General features: G+C 67.8%; 19 protein-coding genes and 3 tRNA genes. 17 read left to right on the top strand and 5 right to left on the bottom strand.

The window, feature by feature from the left end; all coding sequences use genetic code 11:
• Positions 1-20: 20 nt before the first annotated feature.
• Positions 21-968 carry a GNAT family N-acetyltransferase gene (locus AMYAL_RS0121055; RefSeq protein WP_026467298.1) on the bottom strand — a complete coding sequence of 316 codons (948 nt, stop codon included), beginning with the start codon at positions 966-968 and terminating at the stop codon, positions 21-23.
• A 280-nt stretch (positions 969-1,248) separates the two neighbouring features.
• On the opposite strand from AMYAL_RS0121055, the gene AMYAL_RS0121060 reads away from it, so the two are divergent.
• From AMYAL_RS0121060 to AMYAL_RS0121085, 6 genes are all read left to right on the top strand, one after another.
• Positions 1,249-3,864 carry a putative bifunctional diguanylate cyclase/phosphodiesterase gene (locus AMYAL_RS0121060; RefSeq protein ID WP_020633276.1) on the top strand — a complete coding sequence of 872 codons (2,616 nt, stop codon included), beginning with the start codon at positions 1,249-1,251 and terminating at the stop codon, positions 3,862-3,864.
• A 79-nt stretch (positions 3,865-3,943) separates the two neighbouring features.
• Positions 3,944-4,016, top strand: a tRNA-Thr gene (locus AMYAL_RS0121065).
• Positions 4,017-4,066: 50 nt separating this feature from the next.
• Positions 4,067-4,139, top strand: a tRNA-Met gene (locus tag AMYAL_RS0121070).
• A gap of 45 nt (positions 4,140-4,184) precedes the next feature.
• On the top strand, positions 4,185-4,349 hold the full coding sequence (gene rpmG / locus AMYAL_RS0121075; RefSeq protein ID WP_005152047.1) for a 50S ribosomal protein L33: 165 nt from the start codon (positions 4,185-4,187) through the stop codon (positions 4,347-4,349).
• Positions 4,350-4,437: 88 nt separating this feature from the next.
• Complete coding sequence (locus AMYAL_RS0121080; RefSeq protein WP_020633277.1) at positions 4,438-4,887, top strand: MaoC family dehydratase N-terminal domain-containing protein; 450 nt, start codon at positions 4,438-4,440, stop codon at positions 4,885-4,887.
• Positions 4,884-5,288 carry a MaoC family dehydratase gene (locus AMYAL_RS0121085; RefSeq protein WP_020633278.1) on the top strand — a complete coding sequence of 135 codons (405 nt, stop codon included), beginning with the start codon at positions 4,884-4,886 and terminating at the stop codon, positions 5,286-5,288. The genes AMYAL_RS0121080 and AMYAL_RS0121085 overlap by 4 nt, the downstream gene beginning before the upstream one ends.
• A 191-nt stretch (positions 5,289-5,479) precedes the next feature.
• Here AMYAL_RS0121085 and AMYAL_RS0121090 read toward each other — a convergent pair whose 3' ends face one another.
• Positions 5,480-6,412 (bottom strand): SGNH/GDSL hydrolase family protein, encoded by a 933-nt coding sequence (locus AMYAL_RS0121090; RefSeq protein ID WP_020633279.1) that lies wholly within the window; start codon positions 6,410-6,412, stop codon positions 5,480-5,482.
• A gap of 118 nt (positions 6,413-6,530) precedes the next feature.
• Here AMYAL_RS0121090 and AMYAL_RS0121095 point away from each other — a divergent pair, with 118 nt between their 5' ends.
• Positions 6,531-6,746, top strand: a complete 216-nt coding sequence (locus AMYAL_RS0121095; RefSeq protein ID WP_020633280.1) for a hypothetical protein — start codon at positions 6,531-6,533, stop codon at positions 6,744-6,746.
• Positions 6,747-6,781: 35 nt separating this feature from the next.
• On the opposite strand, the gene AMYAL_RS0121100 is transcribed toward AMYAL_RS0121095, so the two are convergent.
• Together AMYAL_RS0121100 and AMYAL_RS0121105 are read right to left on the bottom strand one after the other, a co-directional pair.
• Positions 6,782-7,675: a TIGR03619 family F420-dependent LLM class oxidoreductase gene (locus AMYAL_RS0121100; RefSeq protein ID WP_020633281.1), complete on the bottom strand. Its 894-nt coding sequence runs from the start codon at positions 7,673-7,675 to the stop codon at positions 6,782-6,784.
• Entirely contained in the window at positions 7,672-8,901 is a 1,230-nt protein-coding gene (locus AMYAL_RS0121105) for a pyridoxal phosphate-dependent aminotransferase (protein WP_020633282.1), read from the bottom strand. The genes AMYAL_RS0121100 and AMYAL_RS0121105 overlap by 4 nt, the downstream gene beginning before the upstream one ends.
• 205 nt (positions 8,902-9,106) lie before the next feature.
• On the opposite strand from AMYAL_RS0121105, the gene AMYAL_RS0121110 reads away from it, so the two are divergent.
• The 6 genes from AMYAL_RS0121110 to AMYAL_RS0121135 all read left to right on the top strand — a co-directional run bounded on the left by AMYAL_RS0121110 (position 9,107) and on the right by AMYAL_RS0121135 (position 12,748).
• Positions 9,107-9,179 (top strand) — tRNA-Trp (locus AMYAL_RS0121110).
• A gap of 27 nt (positions 9,180-9,206) precedes the next feature.
• The gene (gene secE / locus AMYAL_RS0121115) at positions 9,207-9,659 is read left to right on the top strand and encodes a preprotein translocase subunit SecE (RefSeq protein ID WP_007031001.1); all 453 of its coding nucleotides are present in this window, start codon (positions 9,207-9,209) and stop codon (positions 9,657-9,659) included.
• Positions 9,660-9,735: 76 nt separating this feature from the next.
• Entirely contained in the window at positions 9,736-10,599 is an 864-nt protein-coding gene (gene nusG, locus AMYAL_RS0121120; protein ID WP_020633283.1) for a transcription termination/antitermination protein NusG, read from the top strand.
• A 78-nt stretch (positions 10,600-10,677) separates the two neighbouring features.
• Positions 10,678-11,112 carry a 50S ribosomal protein L11 gene (gene rplK / locus AMYAL_RS0121125; protein ID WP_020633284.1) on the top strand — a complete coding sequence of 145 codons (435 nt, stop codon included), beginning with the start codon at positions 10,678-10,680 and terminating at the stop codon, positions 11,110-11,112.
• 81 nt (positions 11,113-11,193) lie between these two features.
• Positions 11,194-11,907, top strand: a complete 714-nt coding sequence (rplA, locus tag AMYAL_RS0121130; protein WP_020633285.1) for a 50S ribosomal protein L1 — start codon at positions 11,194-11,196, stop codon at positions 11,905-11,907.
• A 76-nt stretch (positions 11,908-11,983) separates the two neighbouring features.
• A complete protein-coding gene (locus tag AMYAL_RS0121135; RefSeq protein WP_020633286.1) occupies positions 11,984-12,748 on the top strand; it encodes an alpha/beta fold hydrolase in 765 nt (254 codons plus the stop codon).
• A gap of 99 nt (positions 12,749-12,847) precedes the next feature.
• Here AMYAL_RS0121135 and AMYAL_RS0121140 read toward each other — a convergent pair whose 3' ends face one another.
• Positions 12,848-13,693: a hypothetical protein gene (locus AMYAL_RS0121140; RefSeq protein ID WP_020633287.1), complete on the bottom strand. Its 846-nt coding sequence runs from the start codon at positions 13,691-13,693 to the stop codon at positions 12,848-12,850.
• 340 nt (positions 13,694-14,033) lie between these two features.
• On the opposite strand from AMYAL_RS0121140, the gene rplJ reads away from it, so the two are divergent.
• From rplJ to AMYAL_RS0121160, 4 genes are all read left to right on the top strand, one after another.
• On the top strand, positions 14,034-14,585 hold the full coding sequence (gene rplJ, locus AMYAL_RS0121145) for a 50S ribosomal protein L10 (RefSeq protein ID WP_020633288.1): 552 nt from the start codon (positions 14,034-14,036) through the stop codon (positions 14,583-14,585).
• Between the two features lie 48 nt (positions 14,586-14,633).
• Positions 14,634-15,020 (top strand): 50S ribosomal protein L7/L12, encoded by a 387-nt coding sequence (gene rplL / locus AMYAL_RS0121150; RefSeq protein WP_020633289.1) that lies wholly within the window; start codon positions 14,634-14,636, stop codon positions 15,018-15,020.
• 149 nt (positions 15,021-15,169) lie between these two features.
• Positions 15,170-15,502: a Med9 domain-containing protein gene (locus AMYAL_RS0121155; RefSeq protein ID WP_020633290.1), complete on the top strand. Its 333-nt coding sequence runs from the start codon at positions 15,170-15,172 to the stop codon at positions 15,500-15,502.
• Positions 15,503-15,809: 307 nt separating this feature from the next.
• Positions 15,810-16,982 (top strand): ABC transporter ATP-binding protein, encoded by a 1,173-nt coding sequence (locus tag AMYAL_RS0121160; RefSeq protein ID WP_020633291.1) that lies wholly within the window; start codon positions 15,810-15,812, stop codon positions 16,980-16,982.
• Positions 16,983-17,013 lie beyond the last annotated feature (31 nt).

Genomic DNA, 17,013 nt, shown 5'->3' on the forward strand with positions numbered 1-17,013 from the left:
CTGATCTTCCAGGACCGAGCCTATCGGGATCGGTACACCGCCGGTCGCCGTTGCCAGTACGTCCAGAGCGGCCGATAGCCCTGCCCGTACCAGAACGGCGTCGACCGCGGATTGGCCAGCGCGTGGTGCAGCAGCACGACTTCGGTCCCGCATTCGTCGAAGACCTGGTGCGCGTGCGCGGCGAGCGCCGATCCCACCCCGCTCGACCGCGCCGGTTCGGCGACCGCCAGCGACGACAGGTAACCGACCCGCTCGGCCGCGACCCGGTGGCCGATCCACGATGTCTCGCCGGGGAACTGCACCCGCACCATGCCCAGCGGACGTCCGTACAGCTCGGCGATCCACAACGTCGGATTTTCCCGCCCCAGCTGTTTCGACAGGTCCGCCGTGATCGCTTCCTCCGCGCCCTCGCGCAAAGTGACGGAACCGAACTGCGCGTCATAGCGCTGCAATTCCAGTTCGAGTCCGACGGCGGTTTCGAGATCATCCGCTTCGGCGGGCCGGATGTGCACGCCGGGTGTGGCGGGCGGCCCCGTCACGGCGAGCCGGTCGGCCGGGCGGACCGCGATCACCAGCACCGGAGCGAATCCTCGGCGCAGCAATTCGGCCGAGCCGGGCGAATCCCGGCTGGGCCGCACCACGGTCGCCGCCGTTTCGGCATCCCCAGGTGGGGCGACCGCCTTCAGATGTTCATCCCATCGGGTGAGTAATGCGTCAAGGGCCGCTTCCGGACGAGGGCCGGTGAGCCGGGCTTCGAGGCGATGCTCGACGAGGGCCCGCCACGGAGAGTCAACAGAATCGGGGCCTGCTTCGGTCCGTACCGACAATCCGGCGGCGACCGAGTCGCCTGCTGTCGCGGAGAGTGACACGGCGCCCTCGACAGGCTCCAGTGCAGGCATTTCCGGGAGCAGGGCGTCCACGGTGGCGAGCCGCTCGGTATGCCCGGCGGCGATGGCGTGGCTATTCATACGACTATTCAAGCCCCTACTGACGGGTCCGCCGGGAACTTCACGAGATTGGCTCCGCCGTGCCGCCAGGTGACTTCCGGTAGTCGGAAGGAACGCGAATATCGCTCCCATTTCACCCCTTGGTCCACGCAGGTCAGCGCGACGCGCCCATTGTTAACCCTGGGGTGATCTCATACTGTCTCGAATGGGACTTGGGTACGCCCTCCGGGGTACTGTATTGCCCTCGTCCCCGAGGTCGCGGTAGGACAAGACCGGTTGGGCAGCCGGGAAGGAAGGTCGGATGCCGGACACGAACGGCAGGCCCGTGAGCGCCGCACAGGCGGCAGCGGGCAAGGGAGGCGCCGTTACGGAGGCTCGTACCGACGAGCGACGGTTCCGCGTCTACACCTTCGCGGTACTCACCATGGGCATCGCCGCCGCGGCCGCCGTCAGCCTGTGGCTGGACTTCGAGGCCTCGGACGATCTGTTGTGGATCGGGCCGATCCTCGCGCTCGCGTTCCTCCTCGCCGAACAGCTCGGGATCAACGTCGACGTCCGCAGCGGTATCTCGTGGACGATCTCGTTCACCGAGATCCCGCTGGTCATCGGATTCTTCGTCGCACCTTTCGAAGTCGTCCTCGCCGCGCATCTCGCGGCGGGCATCGGAACCCTGCTGGCCCGCAAGGTCGCGGGCCGCGTCCTCTACAACGCCGGCGCCTTCCTGCTGGAGATCACCGGCGCGTTCGCCGTGGCAGGACTGGTGAAACAGGCCTCCGGCGCCCACGACATGACGTGGATCGCCGCGCTGGCAGGCACTTTGACCGCGCCGCTGGTCAGCACGCTGCTCGCGCTCGCCGCCGTCCGCGTGCTGCGCCGACGCATGCGCGTCAGCACCGCGATCCGGCTGACCGGCCGCATCCTCGTCGTCGGCTTCGTCAACGCCTCGGTCGGTCTTTCCGGTTATTTGGTCATTTCCGGTACGCCGAAGGCCTGGCCGCTCGTGCTGGCCGTCTTCCTCGGACTGACCGCGCTGTACTGGGCGTACTCCGATCTGCTCCGCGAACAGCGCGACATGGAAGCGCTGTCCGACGTCAGCCTGATGGTCGCGCGATCCGGCCAGCAGGCCGCCGCGCGTCCCGCCGGGCGGGCCGACGAACTCGTCGGCGGCGTCGACGTCCGCGAGTGGGCGACCATCGCCGAACGCATCAAGGACCAGCTGGCCGCCGGCCGTGTCGTGCTCAGGCTGCGGCTGGAACCCAAGGACACCATGCGCATGGTCGTCGCGGGTGACGAACTGCCACCCGTCGACCCGGCCGCCGACGACCCGCTGTTGCGCCTGCCCGGCGCGCACGTCCGGCACTTCCGGATCACCGAAGCCAATCCCGACGTCCGCTCCGCGTTGCTCGACCGCGGCGCGCAGGAGGCGCTGGTCGTACCGCTGCGGAGCGCGAACCAGCTCCTCGGCGTCGTCGAAGCGCACGACAGGCTGTCCCGCTGGCGCGGTTTCGGCAAGTACGACGTCCAGCTGCTCGGCACCATGGCCAGCCACCTCGCGACGTCGCTGGACAACCGGCGCCTGCTCGCGACCCTGCGCCACGACGCCTACCACGACCCGCTGACCGGCCTCCTCAACCGGCCGGGCTTCCGCCAGGTCGCCAAGGAACCGTTGCGGGAACAGGTCGACGCGGTCGTGCTCCGGGTCGACCTGGACGTCTTCTCCACCGTCAGCGACGCACTCGGCTACGTGTGGGCCGACAGGATGGTCATCGCCGCGGGTCGCCGGATCCGCGACGCGCTCGGCCCCGACGTCCCGCTCGCCAGGCTCGAAGGCGCGTCCTTCGCGGCGCTCCTCGTCGGCTGCGCGCCGGAACGCGCCCAGGCCGCCGCGGAACTGCTCCGCGCGGAACTCGTCGCCCCGTACCCGGTGGACAGGCTCTCTGTCGAAGCCAACGCGATGATCGGCTACGTCACTTCGTCGGCCGATGACGACGAGCAGGTCGACGTCGACGGGCTCCTGCAGCGCGCCGACGTCGCCGTCCGCGCGACCAAGGGCGGTGAAGAGGTCCGCGGCTACATGGCCAGCATGGGCCAGATCTTCATGCGCCGGTTCCAGATGGTCACGCAGTTCCGGCAGTCGCTCGAAGAAGGCCAGCTGAGCGTCCACTACCAGCCGAAGATCACCTTGCCGAACCGGCAGATCCAGGGCGTCGAGGCGCTCGTGCGCTGGGTGCACCCGGAGTTCGGCAGGCTCGGCCCGGACGAGTTCGTCCCGGCGATCGAAGCGGCGGGCCTCATCGGTGTCCTGACGTCCTTCGTGCTCGAAGAGTCGTTGAAGCGCGTGCGGAAGTGGCTCGACGAGGGCCTGCGGATCTCCGCCGCGGTGAACCTCTCGGTGCGCAACCTTGCCGACGAGGACTTCCCGACGAAGGTCGCGCGTGAACTCGACCGTTTCGGCATCCCGCCCGAGCTGCTCACCTTCGAGCTCACCGAATCCGGTGTGATGTCCGACCCGCAGAAGGCGCTGCCGATCCTGCGGGAACTGCACTCGCTGGGCATCGTGCTCGCCGTCGACGACTTCGGCACCGGCTACTCGTCACTGGCGTACCTGCGGCAGCTGCCGGTCGACCAGGTCAAGATCGACAAGAGCTTCGTTCTCGGCATGGGCACGGATCTCGGAGACCTCGCCGTCGTGCGCTCCATCGTCGAACTGGGCCACTCGCTCGGCCTCACGGTCGTGGCGGAGGGTGTCGAGGAGGACGTCGCGCGGGATCAGCTCGAGGCCATGGGATGTGACGTGGCACAGGGCTACCTCATCTCGCGGCCGCTGCCGGAGGACCGCCTGGAGGCGTGGCTGCAGGCCCGCACGGCGCGTTCGCCCGGACGGCACTCCGAGACTGTCTTGACCCTGCTGACCTGAGGTTTTGCGGTAACTGGGCCCCCGGTTCAGGCCCTTCGACCGGCCTGCTAATCTTTCCAAGTCCTCGCGAGAGGGCAAGGCCCCTTTAGCTCAGTCGGTAGAGCGTTTCCATGGTAAGGAAAAGGTCTACGGTTCGATTCCGTAAAGGGGCTCGCAACCTCAACCGCGTCACGCAAGCGTGTCGCGGTTAGGGTTATGTAAGGGCGGTGTAGCTCAGCTGGCAGAGCAAGCGGCTCATAATCGCTGTGTCGCCGGTTCAAGTCCGGCCACCGCTACGCGGTAATCCTGGGTTTCCCAGGCCTAGTAGAGAAGGAAATGCTGTGGCTGCCACTGACGTGCGACCGAAGATCACGCTCGCGTGTGAGGAGTGCAAGCACCGCAACTACATCACCAAGAAGAACCGGCGCAACAACCCGGATCGCCTGGAGATGAAGAAGTTCTGCCCGAACTGCGGTACGCACCGGACTCACAAAGAGACCCGCTGAGCGTCTAGCGGTTCTACCTGTCTTACTCGAAGCCGTCCTGGTCACCAGGGCGGCTTCGAGTATTTTCCGGGTTCGGTAGCCTGCTCGGGTGGCCTTGGACCAGTCGTTCACCGGGCGGGCGTACCCGCCGACCAGTACCTATGAAGTGAGTCGCGAGAAGATCCGGGAGTTCGCCGACGCGCTCGGCGACACGAACCCGCTCTACCGCGACACCGAAGCGGCGAAGGCGGCCGGCTACCCCGACGTCATCGCGCCGCCGACGTTCCTCACGATCATCAACCTCGCGTCGATCAACGCGATCGTCTCCGACCCCGAACTGGGGCTCGACTACTCGCGGATGGTCCACGGCGACCAGCGATTCACCTACACGCGGCCGGTGCACGCGGGCGACGTCCTGTCGCTCACCACGTACATCGACAACATCATGACCCGCGCCGGGAACGACTTCATCAACCTGCGCGCCGAGATCTCCGGCGCCGACGGCGGCCCGATCGCCACCACGTACGCCCAGCTCGTGGTCCGAGGGGAGGGCGCGTGAGCACGTTCACCGCCGGGGAAGAACTGGCTCCGCTGACGATCGAGGTCACCAGGGAGCAGCTGGTGCGCTACGCGGGCGCCTCGCTGGACTTCAACCCCATCCACTGGAACGAGACCTTCGCCAAGGAGGTCGGCCTGCCGGACGTCATCGCGCACGGCATGCTGACCATGGCGCTCGGGGCGCGGCTCGTCACCGACTGGCTCGGCGACCCCGGCCGCCTCGTCGACTACTTCGCGCGCTTCACGCGCCCCGTGGTCGTGCCGAACGACGGCGCCGCGACGATCGAGTTCACCGGGAAGGTCGCCGTCGTCAACGACGACGGCACCGCACGCGTCGACATCACCGCCAAATTCGAGGGCAAGGCCGTCCTCGGGAAGGCGCAAGCGGTCGTCCGAACCTGACCTCAAAGCGATAGCAAGGGACCTTTGCTATCGCCTCTCTCAACGTTGAGAGAAGCGATAGCGAAGGTCCCTTGCTCTCTTTTCGCAGGTCAACGCGGGTGCGGGGAACCCAGGTCGGCCCGCGTAGCGCTGCGAAGGGCGCTTCGCAGGCCCAAGAGGGGCTGCTTCGCGCGCTTAAACCAATAACGTCGCTACGCGACTTTCAGCAGCTTCTGGATGACCTCCGCCATCCCTTCCTCGCCCCGCGCGTTCGGATGCAGCGGCGCCCCCGGCACCGCGGGCGCCGGGCCCTCCACCCACCGCCGGTTCGCGGCGCTGCACATGTCGCGCCCCTTGCTCGCGGTCGACATGTCGGCGAAGCCCGCTTCGTGCGCCTTAGCCGTCTCCTGCAGCGTGGTGTTCAGCCGCTTCAGCGAGTCGCGGAGGTAGGCCACGTCCCCTTCTCCGACCGGCAGGACCGGCCAGCAGCCGCCGTTGTCGTCCGGAAGCACCGTCGGGTACCCGACGACCACGATGCGGGCTTCGTGCGCCTTCGCGCGGATCTGGTCCAGCACCCCGCCGAGCCGGTCCGCCGCGGCGGTGATCCGCTCGGCGAGCTGGTCACGACCGCCCGCGGTCAGCTGGGTCTTGCAGGGCGAAGCGGCCTGGTTCTGCGTCGCGCACTGGCCCCCGAAGCCGACGAAGCCGACATCGTTCCCACCGATCCCGACGGTCACCAGCGTCGTGCTCCCGGTGACCGCGTCGAGCTGGGGAGCGTTCGTGCCGTCACGGGTCTTCTGCTCGCCGGTGAGGTGCTCGGTCGTGGCGCCACCGCAGCTGACATCGACGAACTCCGCCGGCCGCAGCTTCGCGGCGAGCAGGCTCGGGTAGTTGTTGTCCGATCGGTCGCAGCCCGACGGCGCGCCCACGGGCCGTCCGGTGCCCGGCGAAGCCGTATAGGAATCACCCAGAGCCACATACCGGCCCGCGCCATCCGAAGTGGTGACCCCCGCCGGTGTCACCGACGTCCCTCGCTCCCACAGGTGGTAAGCGATCCCCAGGACGGACAGCACGATCACCAGGAAGAGGCAGCCGCCGCCAGTTCTCCGCTGCGTCACCCGTTCGTTGTACTCGACCAGGGTCACGTTTGTCATCGGTCCGACCGTCGGTGAACTACGCGTGAACGGGTGATCACCTGTTGCCTGAGACGTGGATCACGTTCAGGGTGAGGCGCGTACCTGGCCCCGAGGAAAGGCGAACGACGTGAGCCTGAACTTGAACAAGCTGGTCGACAAGGCATGGGAGGACAAGGGCATCAACGAGCTGCTGGACGCGCCGCCGTCCGCGCTCGAGGGGCTGACCAAGAAGCACGACGAACTCCTCGCGGAACTCAAGATCAAGACCATCCGGGACCTCGGCAACTGGAAGTACGCCGCGAAGGCCCACGCGCTCATCCAGCTCGCCGACGGCGAATCCTGACCGCTGAAGGCCCCTTCACTGCCGGGGAGGGGCCTTCAGTCCGGGACGAGACCGCGCAGCTCAGCGGCGATTTCCAGGGCATGACCGACGTTCCGCGCGAGGTAATGCGGATCGACGAAGGCCTCGGTGATCCCGACTTCGGCGGCCGACTCCAGCTGCGCCGCGACGTCCTTGAGATCCGTGCCTGGCTTCGGATTGATCCGCAGCACGCGCCGCAGCGCGCCGGGATCGCGGCCCGCCTTCTCAGCCGCGCTCGTCACGGTCTCCCAGAGCTTCCCCAGATACGGCGCGGGCAGTCCCGCGGGCAGCCAGCCGTCCGCCCGGCGGCCGACGCGTTCCAGCGCGGTCGCCGACCGCCCGCCCAGCAACACCGGCGGATGCGGGCGCTGCGCCGGTCGCAGCCCCACCTTCGACGCCGGGATCCGCCAGCGTTCGCCTTCGTGCTCGACCGGGTCGCCGGTCCAGAACTTCCGAAGGACGTCGAGAAGCTCCTCCAACTGCTCGCCGCGCCCCGGCCAGGGGGTGCCCGTCGCGGTGTACTCGTCGCGAAGCCAGCCGGTGCCCAGCCCGACGTCCAGACGGCCCCCGCTCACCTGATCCAGTGAAGTGAGCATCCGTGCGAGCACCACGGCCGGATACACCGTCCCGGTGAGCGTGCTGGTGCCGAGCCGGACCTTCCTCGTGACGCTCGCGGCCACCGTCAACAGGATCAGCGGATCACCGAAGGTGACGAATTCGGGCGGATACGGCCGTTCCGGGGTGCCGCCGGGGTAGAAATCCGACGGTGAGACCGGCGCCAGCACCCGATCGCCGACCCACAGGGACTCGTACCCGAGTTCCTCCGCCGCCGTGGCGAAACCGGTGACGGCTTCCATCGACGCGAGGGGACCGTACTGCGGAAGAGCGATCCCCAGGCGCATCACGGTCATCGTGCTTCCGCGAGCAGGCCGCCCATCCTGGTGATCCCTTCGGCGAGATCGTTTTCGCCCAGCGCATAGGAAATCCGGAAATACCCCGGCGTCCCGAACGCCTCGCCCGGCACCACGGCGACTTCGGCCGCGCGCAGGATCAGATCGGCCAGCGCCACCGTGTCGGCCGGTCGCTCGCCACGGATCTCCTTGCCCAGCAAGGCTTTGACCGACGGGTAGAGGTAGAAAGCGCCGAGTGGCACCGGAGTCTCCACGCCAGGGATCTCGGAAAGCAGGGAGAGCGCCGTCTTGCGCCGTGAATCGAACGCCGCACGCATCGCGTGGACGGCGTCGAGCGGACCGCTCACCGCCGCCAGCGCGGCCCGCTGCGCGACGTTCGAAACGTTGCCGCACAAATGCGACTGGTACGCCGTCGCCGCCTTGACCACGTCCTGCGGGCCGAGCAGCCAGCCCACCCGCCAGCCGGTCATCGAATACGTTTTCGCGACCCCGTTGAGGACGATCGTCCGGTCGGCCAGTTCCGGGACCAGGACGGGCATCGAGGGCGCTTCGGCACCGTCGTAGACCAGGTGCTCGTAGATCTCGTCGGTGATGACCCAGAGGCCGTTCTCGTACGCCCAGCGCCCGATCGCCTCGACCTGCTCACGCGGGTACACCGCGCCCGTCGGGTTCGACGGCGACACGAACAGCAGCACCTTCGTGCGCGGCGTCCTGGCGGCTTCGAGCTGCTCGACGGTGACCAGGTAACCCGTCGTCTCGTCGGCCGTGACCTGCACTCCGACCCCGCCGGCGAGGGCGATCGACTCCGGGTAGGTCGTCCAGTACGGCGCGGGCAGCAGCACCTCGTCGCCGGGATCGAGCAACGTCGCGAACGCCGAGTAGACCGCCTGCTTGCCGCCGTTGGTCACCAGGACGCGGCCGGGGTCGACCTCGAATCCGGAGTCGCGGGCGGTCTTCGCCGCGATCGCCTCGCGCAGCTCCGGGAGCCCGCCCGCGGCGGTGTAGCCGTGGTTCACCTTGTCTCGGACGGCCGCTTCGGCGGCTTCGAGCACGTTCGCCGGGGTGGGGAAGTCCGGCTGCCCGGCGCCGAACCCGATCACCGGGCGGCCCTGCGCCTTGAGCTCCCTGGCCTTCGCGTCGACGGCCAGCGTGGCCGACGGCGTGATGGCACCGATGCGGGCCGAGACCCGTGAAGCCGCCGAAGACGAGGGTGCGGGAGCGCTCATGGCGACATCGTGGCACGATCATGGGGTCGGCCGTGGGGAGTTTCCCCGCGGAAGGCTGCTCCGCGCCGCTTTGAGGGGCGCGGTTGCGAAGCTGTTCGGGGGTTGCCGTAGACTTCTGGTCTCGGAACGCACTACGGTCATCCCCGCCACGGCGGTGGGGACGATGGAATGCGTCCTCGGGAGCTCCAGAGCATCGGGGCTCCAAAGGGGTGTAGCTCAATTGGCAGAGCAGCGGTCTCCAAAACCGCAGGTTGCAGGTTCAAGTCCTGTCACCCCTGCGTAAGCGAACTGGTGAAGGCGGAGGAGTGGTCGTGAGCGACAGCGACGCCAGCGGTGAGAAGGCGCAGGACGGCGCCGGGCAGAAGCCCGACGAACAGTCCCGCCCGGTGACCGCCGCTGCCCGGCGTGAGCGCCGTGCGTCCGCGCGCCCGTCCGGTAAGGCCGACGCCAAGTCGGACGACAAGACCCGCCCCGCCGGCAAGGCGAAGGCCGGGGACAAGACCGAGAAGTCCAAGGACGCCAAGGGCACGGCGACCCCGAAGCGCGACCGCAAGCCGAAGCAGGCGTCGATCTTCGCCCGGCTGATGCGCTTCATCCGCGAAGTCTGGGCCGAGCTGCGCAAGGTCATCTGGCCGAACCGCAAGCAGATGGTCACCTACACCGCGGTGGTGCTGGTCTTCGTGGTGTTCATGGTGGCGCTGGTGAGCGGCCTCGACCTGGCCTTCAAAGAGGTCGTCGGTGCCGTCTTCGGCAGCTGAGGCAGCCGGTAGCGGTGCTTGAGCGCACCGCACGGTGGCCTGCGCCACGGCAACCGATCAACTGAGAGGACGGAACGTGACCTCCGACAACGGCACAGCAGCCGGTCATGAGCTGACCGAGCTTTCCGACGAGCAGGTGCACGCGGCACTCGGCGACGAGCAGTCCGAGCACCTGGACTCCGTCGAGGTGCCCGCCGCAGGCGACGAGGTCGACGAAGCCGGAGATGTCGCGGAGGCCGATGAGGCGTCCGACGAGACCGACGACAACGCAGCCGACGACACCGCCGCCGAGCCCGTCGAGGCCGAGGCCGACGAGGACGTCGACCCGGTCGCGAAGCTGCGCGCGGAACTCAACGCCGCTCCCGGTGAGTGGTACGTCGTGCATTCGTACGCGGGTTACGAGAACAAGGTGAAGACCAACCTCGAGACCCGTACCCAGACGCTGGACGTCGAGGACTACATCTTCCAGATCGAGGTCCCGACCGAAGAGGTCACCGAGATCAAGAACGGCCAGCGCAAGCAGGTGCAGCGCAAGGTGCTGCCCGGCTACATCCTGGTCCGGATGGACCTGAACGACGCCTCGTGGAGCGCGGTGCGCAACACCCCTGGTGTCACCGGGTTCGTCGGCGCCACGTCGCGTCCGTCGCCGCTGACCGTGGACGAGGTGCTCAAGTTCCTCGCGCCCAAGGTCGAGACGGCCGCCCCCGCCAAGTCCGGCAAGGGCGAGTCCTCCTCCGCCGAGTCCCAGCTGGGCGCCCCCGCGGTCGAGGTCGACTTCGAGATCGGCGAGTCGGTCACCGTCATGGACGGCCCGTTCGCGACGCTGCCCGCGACGATCTCCGAGGTCAACGTGGACGGACAGAAGCTGAAGGTCCTGGTGTCGATCTTCGGCCGGGAGACCCCGGTCGAGCTGTCGTTCAACCAGGTCTCCAAGATCTGACGGCCGCCAGACGGCCGGCAGTCCCCGCGTACTGGCAGGTGTGCGGGGGACTCAAGTCAGTAAGAAGGAACAAACGAAATGCCACCCAAGAAGAAGAAGCTTGCGGCGATCATCAAGCTGCAGATCAAGGCGGGTGCGGCCAACCCCGCGCCGCCGGTCGGCCCCGCGCTGGGTCAGCACGGCGTCAACATCATGGAGTTCTGCAAGGCCTACAACGCCGCGACCGAGTCGCAGCGCGGGGACGTCGTCCCGGTCGAGATCTCCGTGTACGAAGACCGTTCGTTCGACTTCAAGCTCAAGACGCCGCCGGCCGCGAAGCTGCTGCTGAAGGCCGCGGGCGTGGAGAAGGGCTCCGGCGAGCCGCACAAGACCAAGGTCGCCAAGGTCACCTGGGACCAGGTCCGCGACATCGCGAAGACCAAGGAATCCGACCTGAACGCGCACGACATCGACCAGGCCGCGAAGATCATCGCCGGCACCGCCCGCTCGATGGGCATCACGGTCGTCGACTGAGTTCCACCCCGCACCACCGTGGGAGAGCCAGTGCTGGCTCCAACACCACACTGATCCGTTGAAGAGTTAAGGACAGAAGCAATGCCCAAGCACAGCAAGGCCTACCGTCAGGCTCTTGAGCTGGTGGACCGCGAGCGGCTCTACGCCCCGCTCGACGCCGCCAAGCTGGCCAAGGAGACCTCCTCCAAGAAGATGGACGCCACCGTCGAGGTCGCCATGCGCCTCGGTGTCGACCCTCGCAAGGCCGACCAGATGGTCCGCGGCACCGTGAACCTGCCGCACGGCACCGGTAAGACCGCCCGCGTCATCGTTTTCGCCGTTGGTGACAAGGCCGCCGAGGCCGAGGCCGCCGGCGCGGACGTGGTCGGCACCGACGAACTGATCGAGCGCATCCAGGGTGGCTGGCTCGACTTCGACGCCGCGATCGCGACGCCGGACCAGATGGCCAAGGTCGGGCGTATCGCCCGGATCCTCGGCCCGCGTGGCCTGATGCCGAACCCGAAGACCGGCACCGTGACCCCCGCGGTCGCGAAGGCCGTTTCGGACATCAAGGGCGGTAAGATCAACTTCCGCGTGGACAAGCAGGCCAACCTGCACTTCGTCATCGGCAAGGCCTCGTTCGACACCGAGAAGCTGGTGGAGAACTACGCGGCCGCGCTGGACGAGGTCCTCCGCGCCAAGCCGTCGTCGGCCAAGGGTCGCTACCTGAAGAAGGTCACGATCTCCACGACGATGGGCCCTGGTGTCCCGGTGGACCCCGCCCGGACCCGCAACCTCCTCTCCGAGGACGCGTGAGTCTGAGTTAGACATCACTGAGAAAGGGGCGGTCCCGCTACGGCGGGGGCGCCCCTTTTTCGTGTTTGCTGGAGGGATGCCTACCTTCGCGTCGTTCGACGGGCTTCAGCTGAGCTACACCGCTTGGGAAGGTGAAGGGCGTCCGGTGCTGCTGCAGCACGGCTTCGCAGCGGACACGAACGCCAACTGGATCGCACCCGGCGTCGTCGACACCCTCCAGGACGCGGGGCTGCCCGTGATCAGCCTCGACGCGCGCGGGCACGGGCGGTCGGCGAAACCGCACGACGACGCGAGCTACGGCGACGACGCGATGGTCCGCGACGTGTCGGCACTGCTCGACGAGCTGAACCTCGACGAGGTGTCGATGGTCGGCTACTCGATGGGCGCGATGATCGCGCTCGGCGCGGTGGCCGCGGACCCGCGGATCCGGTGTCTCGCCATCGGCGGGGTCGGTTCGGGGATCGTCGACTTCGGGGGCGTGGACACGCGGGTGGTCACGCCGGAGGCGATCAGCGAGGCGCTGCTCGCTTCGGACCCTTCGACCCTGCCGCCGTCTTCGGCGCCTTTCCGGGCCTTGGCCGACGCCCTGCGGGCCGACAGGATCGCGCTGGCCGCCGTCGCGCGCGGGACGGCGAACCCGAAACTGGACCTGACGGCGATCGCCGTCCCGACCCTGATCCTGGCCGGGGACACCGACCCGCTGGCCGCCGAACCCGAACGCCTGGCCGCCGCCATCGCCGGCGCCCGCCTCGTCCGCGTCCCCGGCGACCACATGGCCGCCGTCATGCACCCCGCCTTCGGCTCCACCCTGGCCGCCTTCCTCACCTCCCACGACCTCTGACCCCCGTGTCGACTTTCGCGGGCTAATCGCGATCCGGCGCCCACTCGACTTTCGCGGGCTAATCGCGATCTGGTGGCAGGAAGCGCAGGTCAGCGGGGGTCAGTTGCCGGTGGGGGGAGCGGGGCAGGGCTCCGGGGAGTTGGCGTGGCCGGTGATCAGCCACTGGCCCATCTCGACTTCCTGCAGGGTGAAGCTGCCCAGCAGGGGGCCGCCGCGGATGCTGTACCAGCAGGAGTGGATCGTCAGGTTCTGCCGCGGGACCACGCTCGACATCGGGCGCACCGCGTAGATGTACGGCGTGATGTCGGTGACCTTGGCGTTCAGCGCCGGGACGGCGGTCGCGCAGTCCGGGTAGCCGAGGTCTCGGGCGAACTGGGCTTGCGCCTGCTCGCTCATCGACAGGCAGACCTTCTCGACACGGGTGGCGGGCGGGTACGGCTTGCCGATCGTGTCGTAGATGGCCCGGACGGCTTCCCAGGGATTGGTCGAAAGCACCTGGTTGGTGTGGTGCTTGCCGCCGCCGCCCTGGACGAACGTCGCCGTGTCCTGACCTGCGTCGCTGGGGAAGATCTGCCGGTAGGCGATGGTGGCCCCGACGCAGATCAGCACGATCACGATCACCCAAGCGAGGAGTTTCCCGCCGAGACGTCGCAGCCAACGCGGCAGGCGCGGACGAGGGGCGGGCACGAGCTCGCCGGGTGGCGGTCCCGGAGGCGCCGGTGGCTGTCCTCCGTAGTGCTGGGTCACGGGCTGGGTGGGCTGGGCCGGGACGAGGCCCTGGTTCTGCGCCTCGGTGAACTTCAGATAGTCCTGGAACTGCTGAAACTGCTGGAACTGGCGCAGTTGCTCCTCGTCCAGCCGGGGCGCGGGCTGACCGCCCGCCTTGGGCTCGATGCCCGTGCCGGGCTGGTCGACCGGCTTTCCGTCATCACGCTGCTCCGCCACGTCACCATGATGCCTCCCGAGACCTTCCGCGCACTCCGCCGGTCGCGTTTAGCCCTCCATCCATGCCCCCGCCGCCACCCTCAACGGACCCCGTGCGGAGGGCGGGAGAGGGTCGCGTATTCTTGTCAAGGTTCTACCGAAGACCGCTGGTCTTCTCCTGGTCATCTGGCCTGGAGAACGAAGGCCCCGCTAGGGCGGGCGACCCGCGCAGGAGGAACGAGGCTCGTCCACGATGCATGTCGTCGTGTGCCCTGACGCCCCGCGCCTGTCTGCGCTGGGGCGTTTCGTCGTTTCAGGGCTCTCAAGGCCAGTGGACCACTAGCCAAGAGAGGAGGCGACCATGGCGAAGCCCGACAAGGAGGCGGCCGTCGCCGAGATCGCGGAGAGCTTCCGCAGCAGCTCGGCCACAGTCGTTACCCAGTACACCGGCCTCTCCGTGTCCCAGCTGTCCCAGCTGCGCCGCGCTCTCGGCACCAGTGCCAAGTACCGGGTCGCGAAGAACACCCTCGTCAAGCGTGCCGCCACGGACGCGGGCATCGAGGGCCTTGAAGACCTGTTCGTCGGCCCGACCGCGATCGCCTTCGTCGAAGGTGAAGCTGTTGACGCCGCGAAGGCGCTTCGCGACTTCGCGAAGGACAACAACGCGCTTGTGATCAAGGGCGGCTTCATGGACGGCAAGACGCTGTCCGTGGACGAGATCAACAAGATCGCCGATCTCGACAGCCGTGAGGTCCTGCTCGCCAAGGCGGCGGGCGCGTTCAAGGCGAAGCTGTCCCAGGCCGCCGCGCTGTTCCAGGCGCCGGCGTCCCAGGTCGCTCGCCTGGCTGCCGCGCTGGAGGAGAAGCAGCGCAACGCCGGTACCGAAGCAGCCGAAGCACCCGCCGAGAGCTGAACACCCCCCACCCCGAACTTTTAGTTCGTTTCAGAGAGGAAAGCCACCATGGCGAAGCTGAGCACCACCGAGCTGATCGACGCCTTCAAGGAGCTCACCCTTCTTGAGCTGTCCGAGTTCGTCAAGGAATTCGAGACCACCTTCGACGTGACCGCGGCCGCCCCGGCTGCCGTCGTCGCCGCCGGCCCGGTCGGCGCTGCCCCGGCCGCCGCCGAGGAGCAGGACGAGTTCGACGTCGTCCTCGAGTCCGCTGGTGAGAAGAAGATCCAGGTCATCAAGGTCGTCCGTGAGGTCGTCTCGGGCCTGGGCCTGAAGGAGGCCAAGGAGCTGGTCGAGGCCGCTCCCAAGGCCCTTCTGGAGAAGGTCGACAAGGAGGCCGCCGAGGCCGCCAAGGAGAAGCTCGAGGCCGCGGGCGCCAAGATCGCCATCAAGTGATCTCGGGCGCGTAAGCGCCTACCGCAGCACCGTCGAAGGGGCGGGCATCCACCACGGATGCCCGCCCTTTCGCTTTGGTCACGACCGTTGCGTCCGGTTCATGCTCTCCGATTACAGAGGACTTGTCCTGCTGCGGAAGGTGACTTGCGATGACCGACGGCCACACACGCGTCAGATACTTCGCGACCGCGTCTCTCGACCCCTATGAAGTCGAGAAACGGATCAAGAACGCAAAGGCCCAGGTCGAAGGCATTGACGGCGTGGATGAGCCCAGTCCCGTCTACACCGATCAGTTGCTCGTCGAGATTCTCGCTCAACAGGTCGCCGCTCGGCGCTATTTGCTGACCCTCGCCGTCATCGCCGTGCTCGGTGTCGCCGCCTCGGTGATCTGCGCGATCGTCATCGCCGTCCAGGTCACGGAGGCCAACGCCCACTCCAGCAGCTCGTCGTCTTCCTCCTACTGCGGCCTCTATCGCTGCTAGGCCCAGGGCACCGGATCGCGATTAGCCCGCGAAACTCGATCCGGGCGCCGAGGGAGGGGCCAGTTGTGGATCTGCGGCCGGGGGTGACGTGCACTACGGTGCCGCTAGCGGTGCACGGGCGGGCGGCGGGCTGCGCGAAAAGTTACCCGCGGGTCTGGCCAGAAAAGAAAACTGGTGAGTAACCTGTTCGCACTCAGCTCGTTGCACCTGGTTGACGCGGGTATCGCTGCGCGAACGCATGCGTCCTCTCGGGCCAGTGGCACGGGACGGCAGTGCGCGACGACGCGGAACAGCTCCTGGAGGTGCGATGGGTGCCGAGGTGGTCATCGAAGGTCTTTCCAAGTCCTTCGGTAAGCAGGCCATCTGGCGGGACGTCACGCTGACCCTGCCTCCGGGCGAGGTTTCGGCGATGCTCGGTCCGTCCGGAACCGGTAAGTCCGTCTTCTTGAAGTCGATGATCGGTCTGCTCAAGCCCGACAAGGGCCGGTGCATGATCAACGGCGTCGACATCGTGACGTGCTCCGAACACCAGCTCTACGAGGTGCGCAAGCTCTTCGGTGTCCTCTTCCAGGACGGCGCCCTCTTCGGCTCGATGAACCTCTACGACAACGTGGCGTTCCCCCTGCGGGAGCACACGAAGAAGTCGGAGACCGAGGTCCGCCGGATCGTGCTCGAGAAACTCGAGATGACCGGCCTCAACGGCGCCGACAAGAAGCTGCCCGGCGAGATCTCCGGCGGTATGCGCAAGCGCGCCGGTCTCGCCCGCGCCCTGGTGCTGGACCCGCAGATCATCCTGGTCGACGAGCCGGACTCCGGCCTCGACCCGGTCCGCACCACCTACATCTCCCAGCTCTTCCTGGACGTCAACGCGCAGATCGACGCGACGTTCCTGATCGTCACGCACAACATCAACCTCGCCCGCACCGTCCCGGACAACCTTGGCATGCTGTTCCGCAAGGAACTGGTCATGTTCGGCCCGCGCGAGGTGCTGCTGACCAGCGAGGAGCCGGTCGTCAAGCAGTTCCTCAACGGCAAGATGGACGGCCCCATCGGCATGAGTGAGGAGAAGGACTCGGCCCAGCTCGCCGCGGAGCGCGCGATGTTCGAGGCCGGTCACCACGCGGGCGGTGTCGAGGACATCAGCGGGGTGCCGCCGCAGATGCAGCCGACGCCTGGCGTGCCGACGCGGATGGGCGCGGTCCGCCGCAAGGACCGCGTCATGCAGATCCTGTCCGGTCTGCCGCACGAGGCACAGCAGAGCATCATCGAGTCGCTCTCCCCGGAGGAGCAGCAGCGCTACGGCGTCCGCCCGCAGCGCCTCGCCGCCGCGGGGCACCGTTCCGCACCGCAGAGCGACGGTCCGATGCCGAACCACCACCAGGGGCAGCTGCCCGACGATCAGGTCGCCTCGATCCCGCATCCGGGGAGACCGGGCAACCACCGCTTGCGGCCACATGATCCGGGGTCAGGTGGCGCGTGAGCTCTCCCGCTTCATCGGCGAAGATCCCCGG

The organism is Amycolatopsis alba DSM 44262, assembly GCF_000384215.1.
Classification (GTDB): Bacteria; Actinomycetota; Actinomycetes; order Mycobacteriales; family Pseudonocardiaceae; genus Amycolatopsis; species Amycolatopsis alba.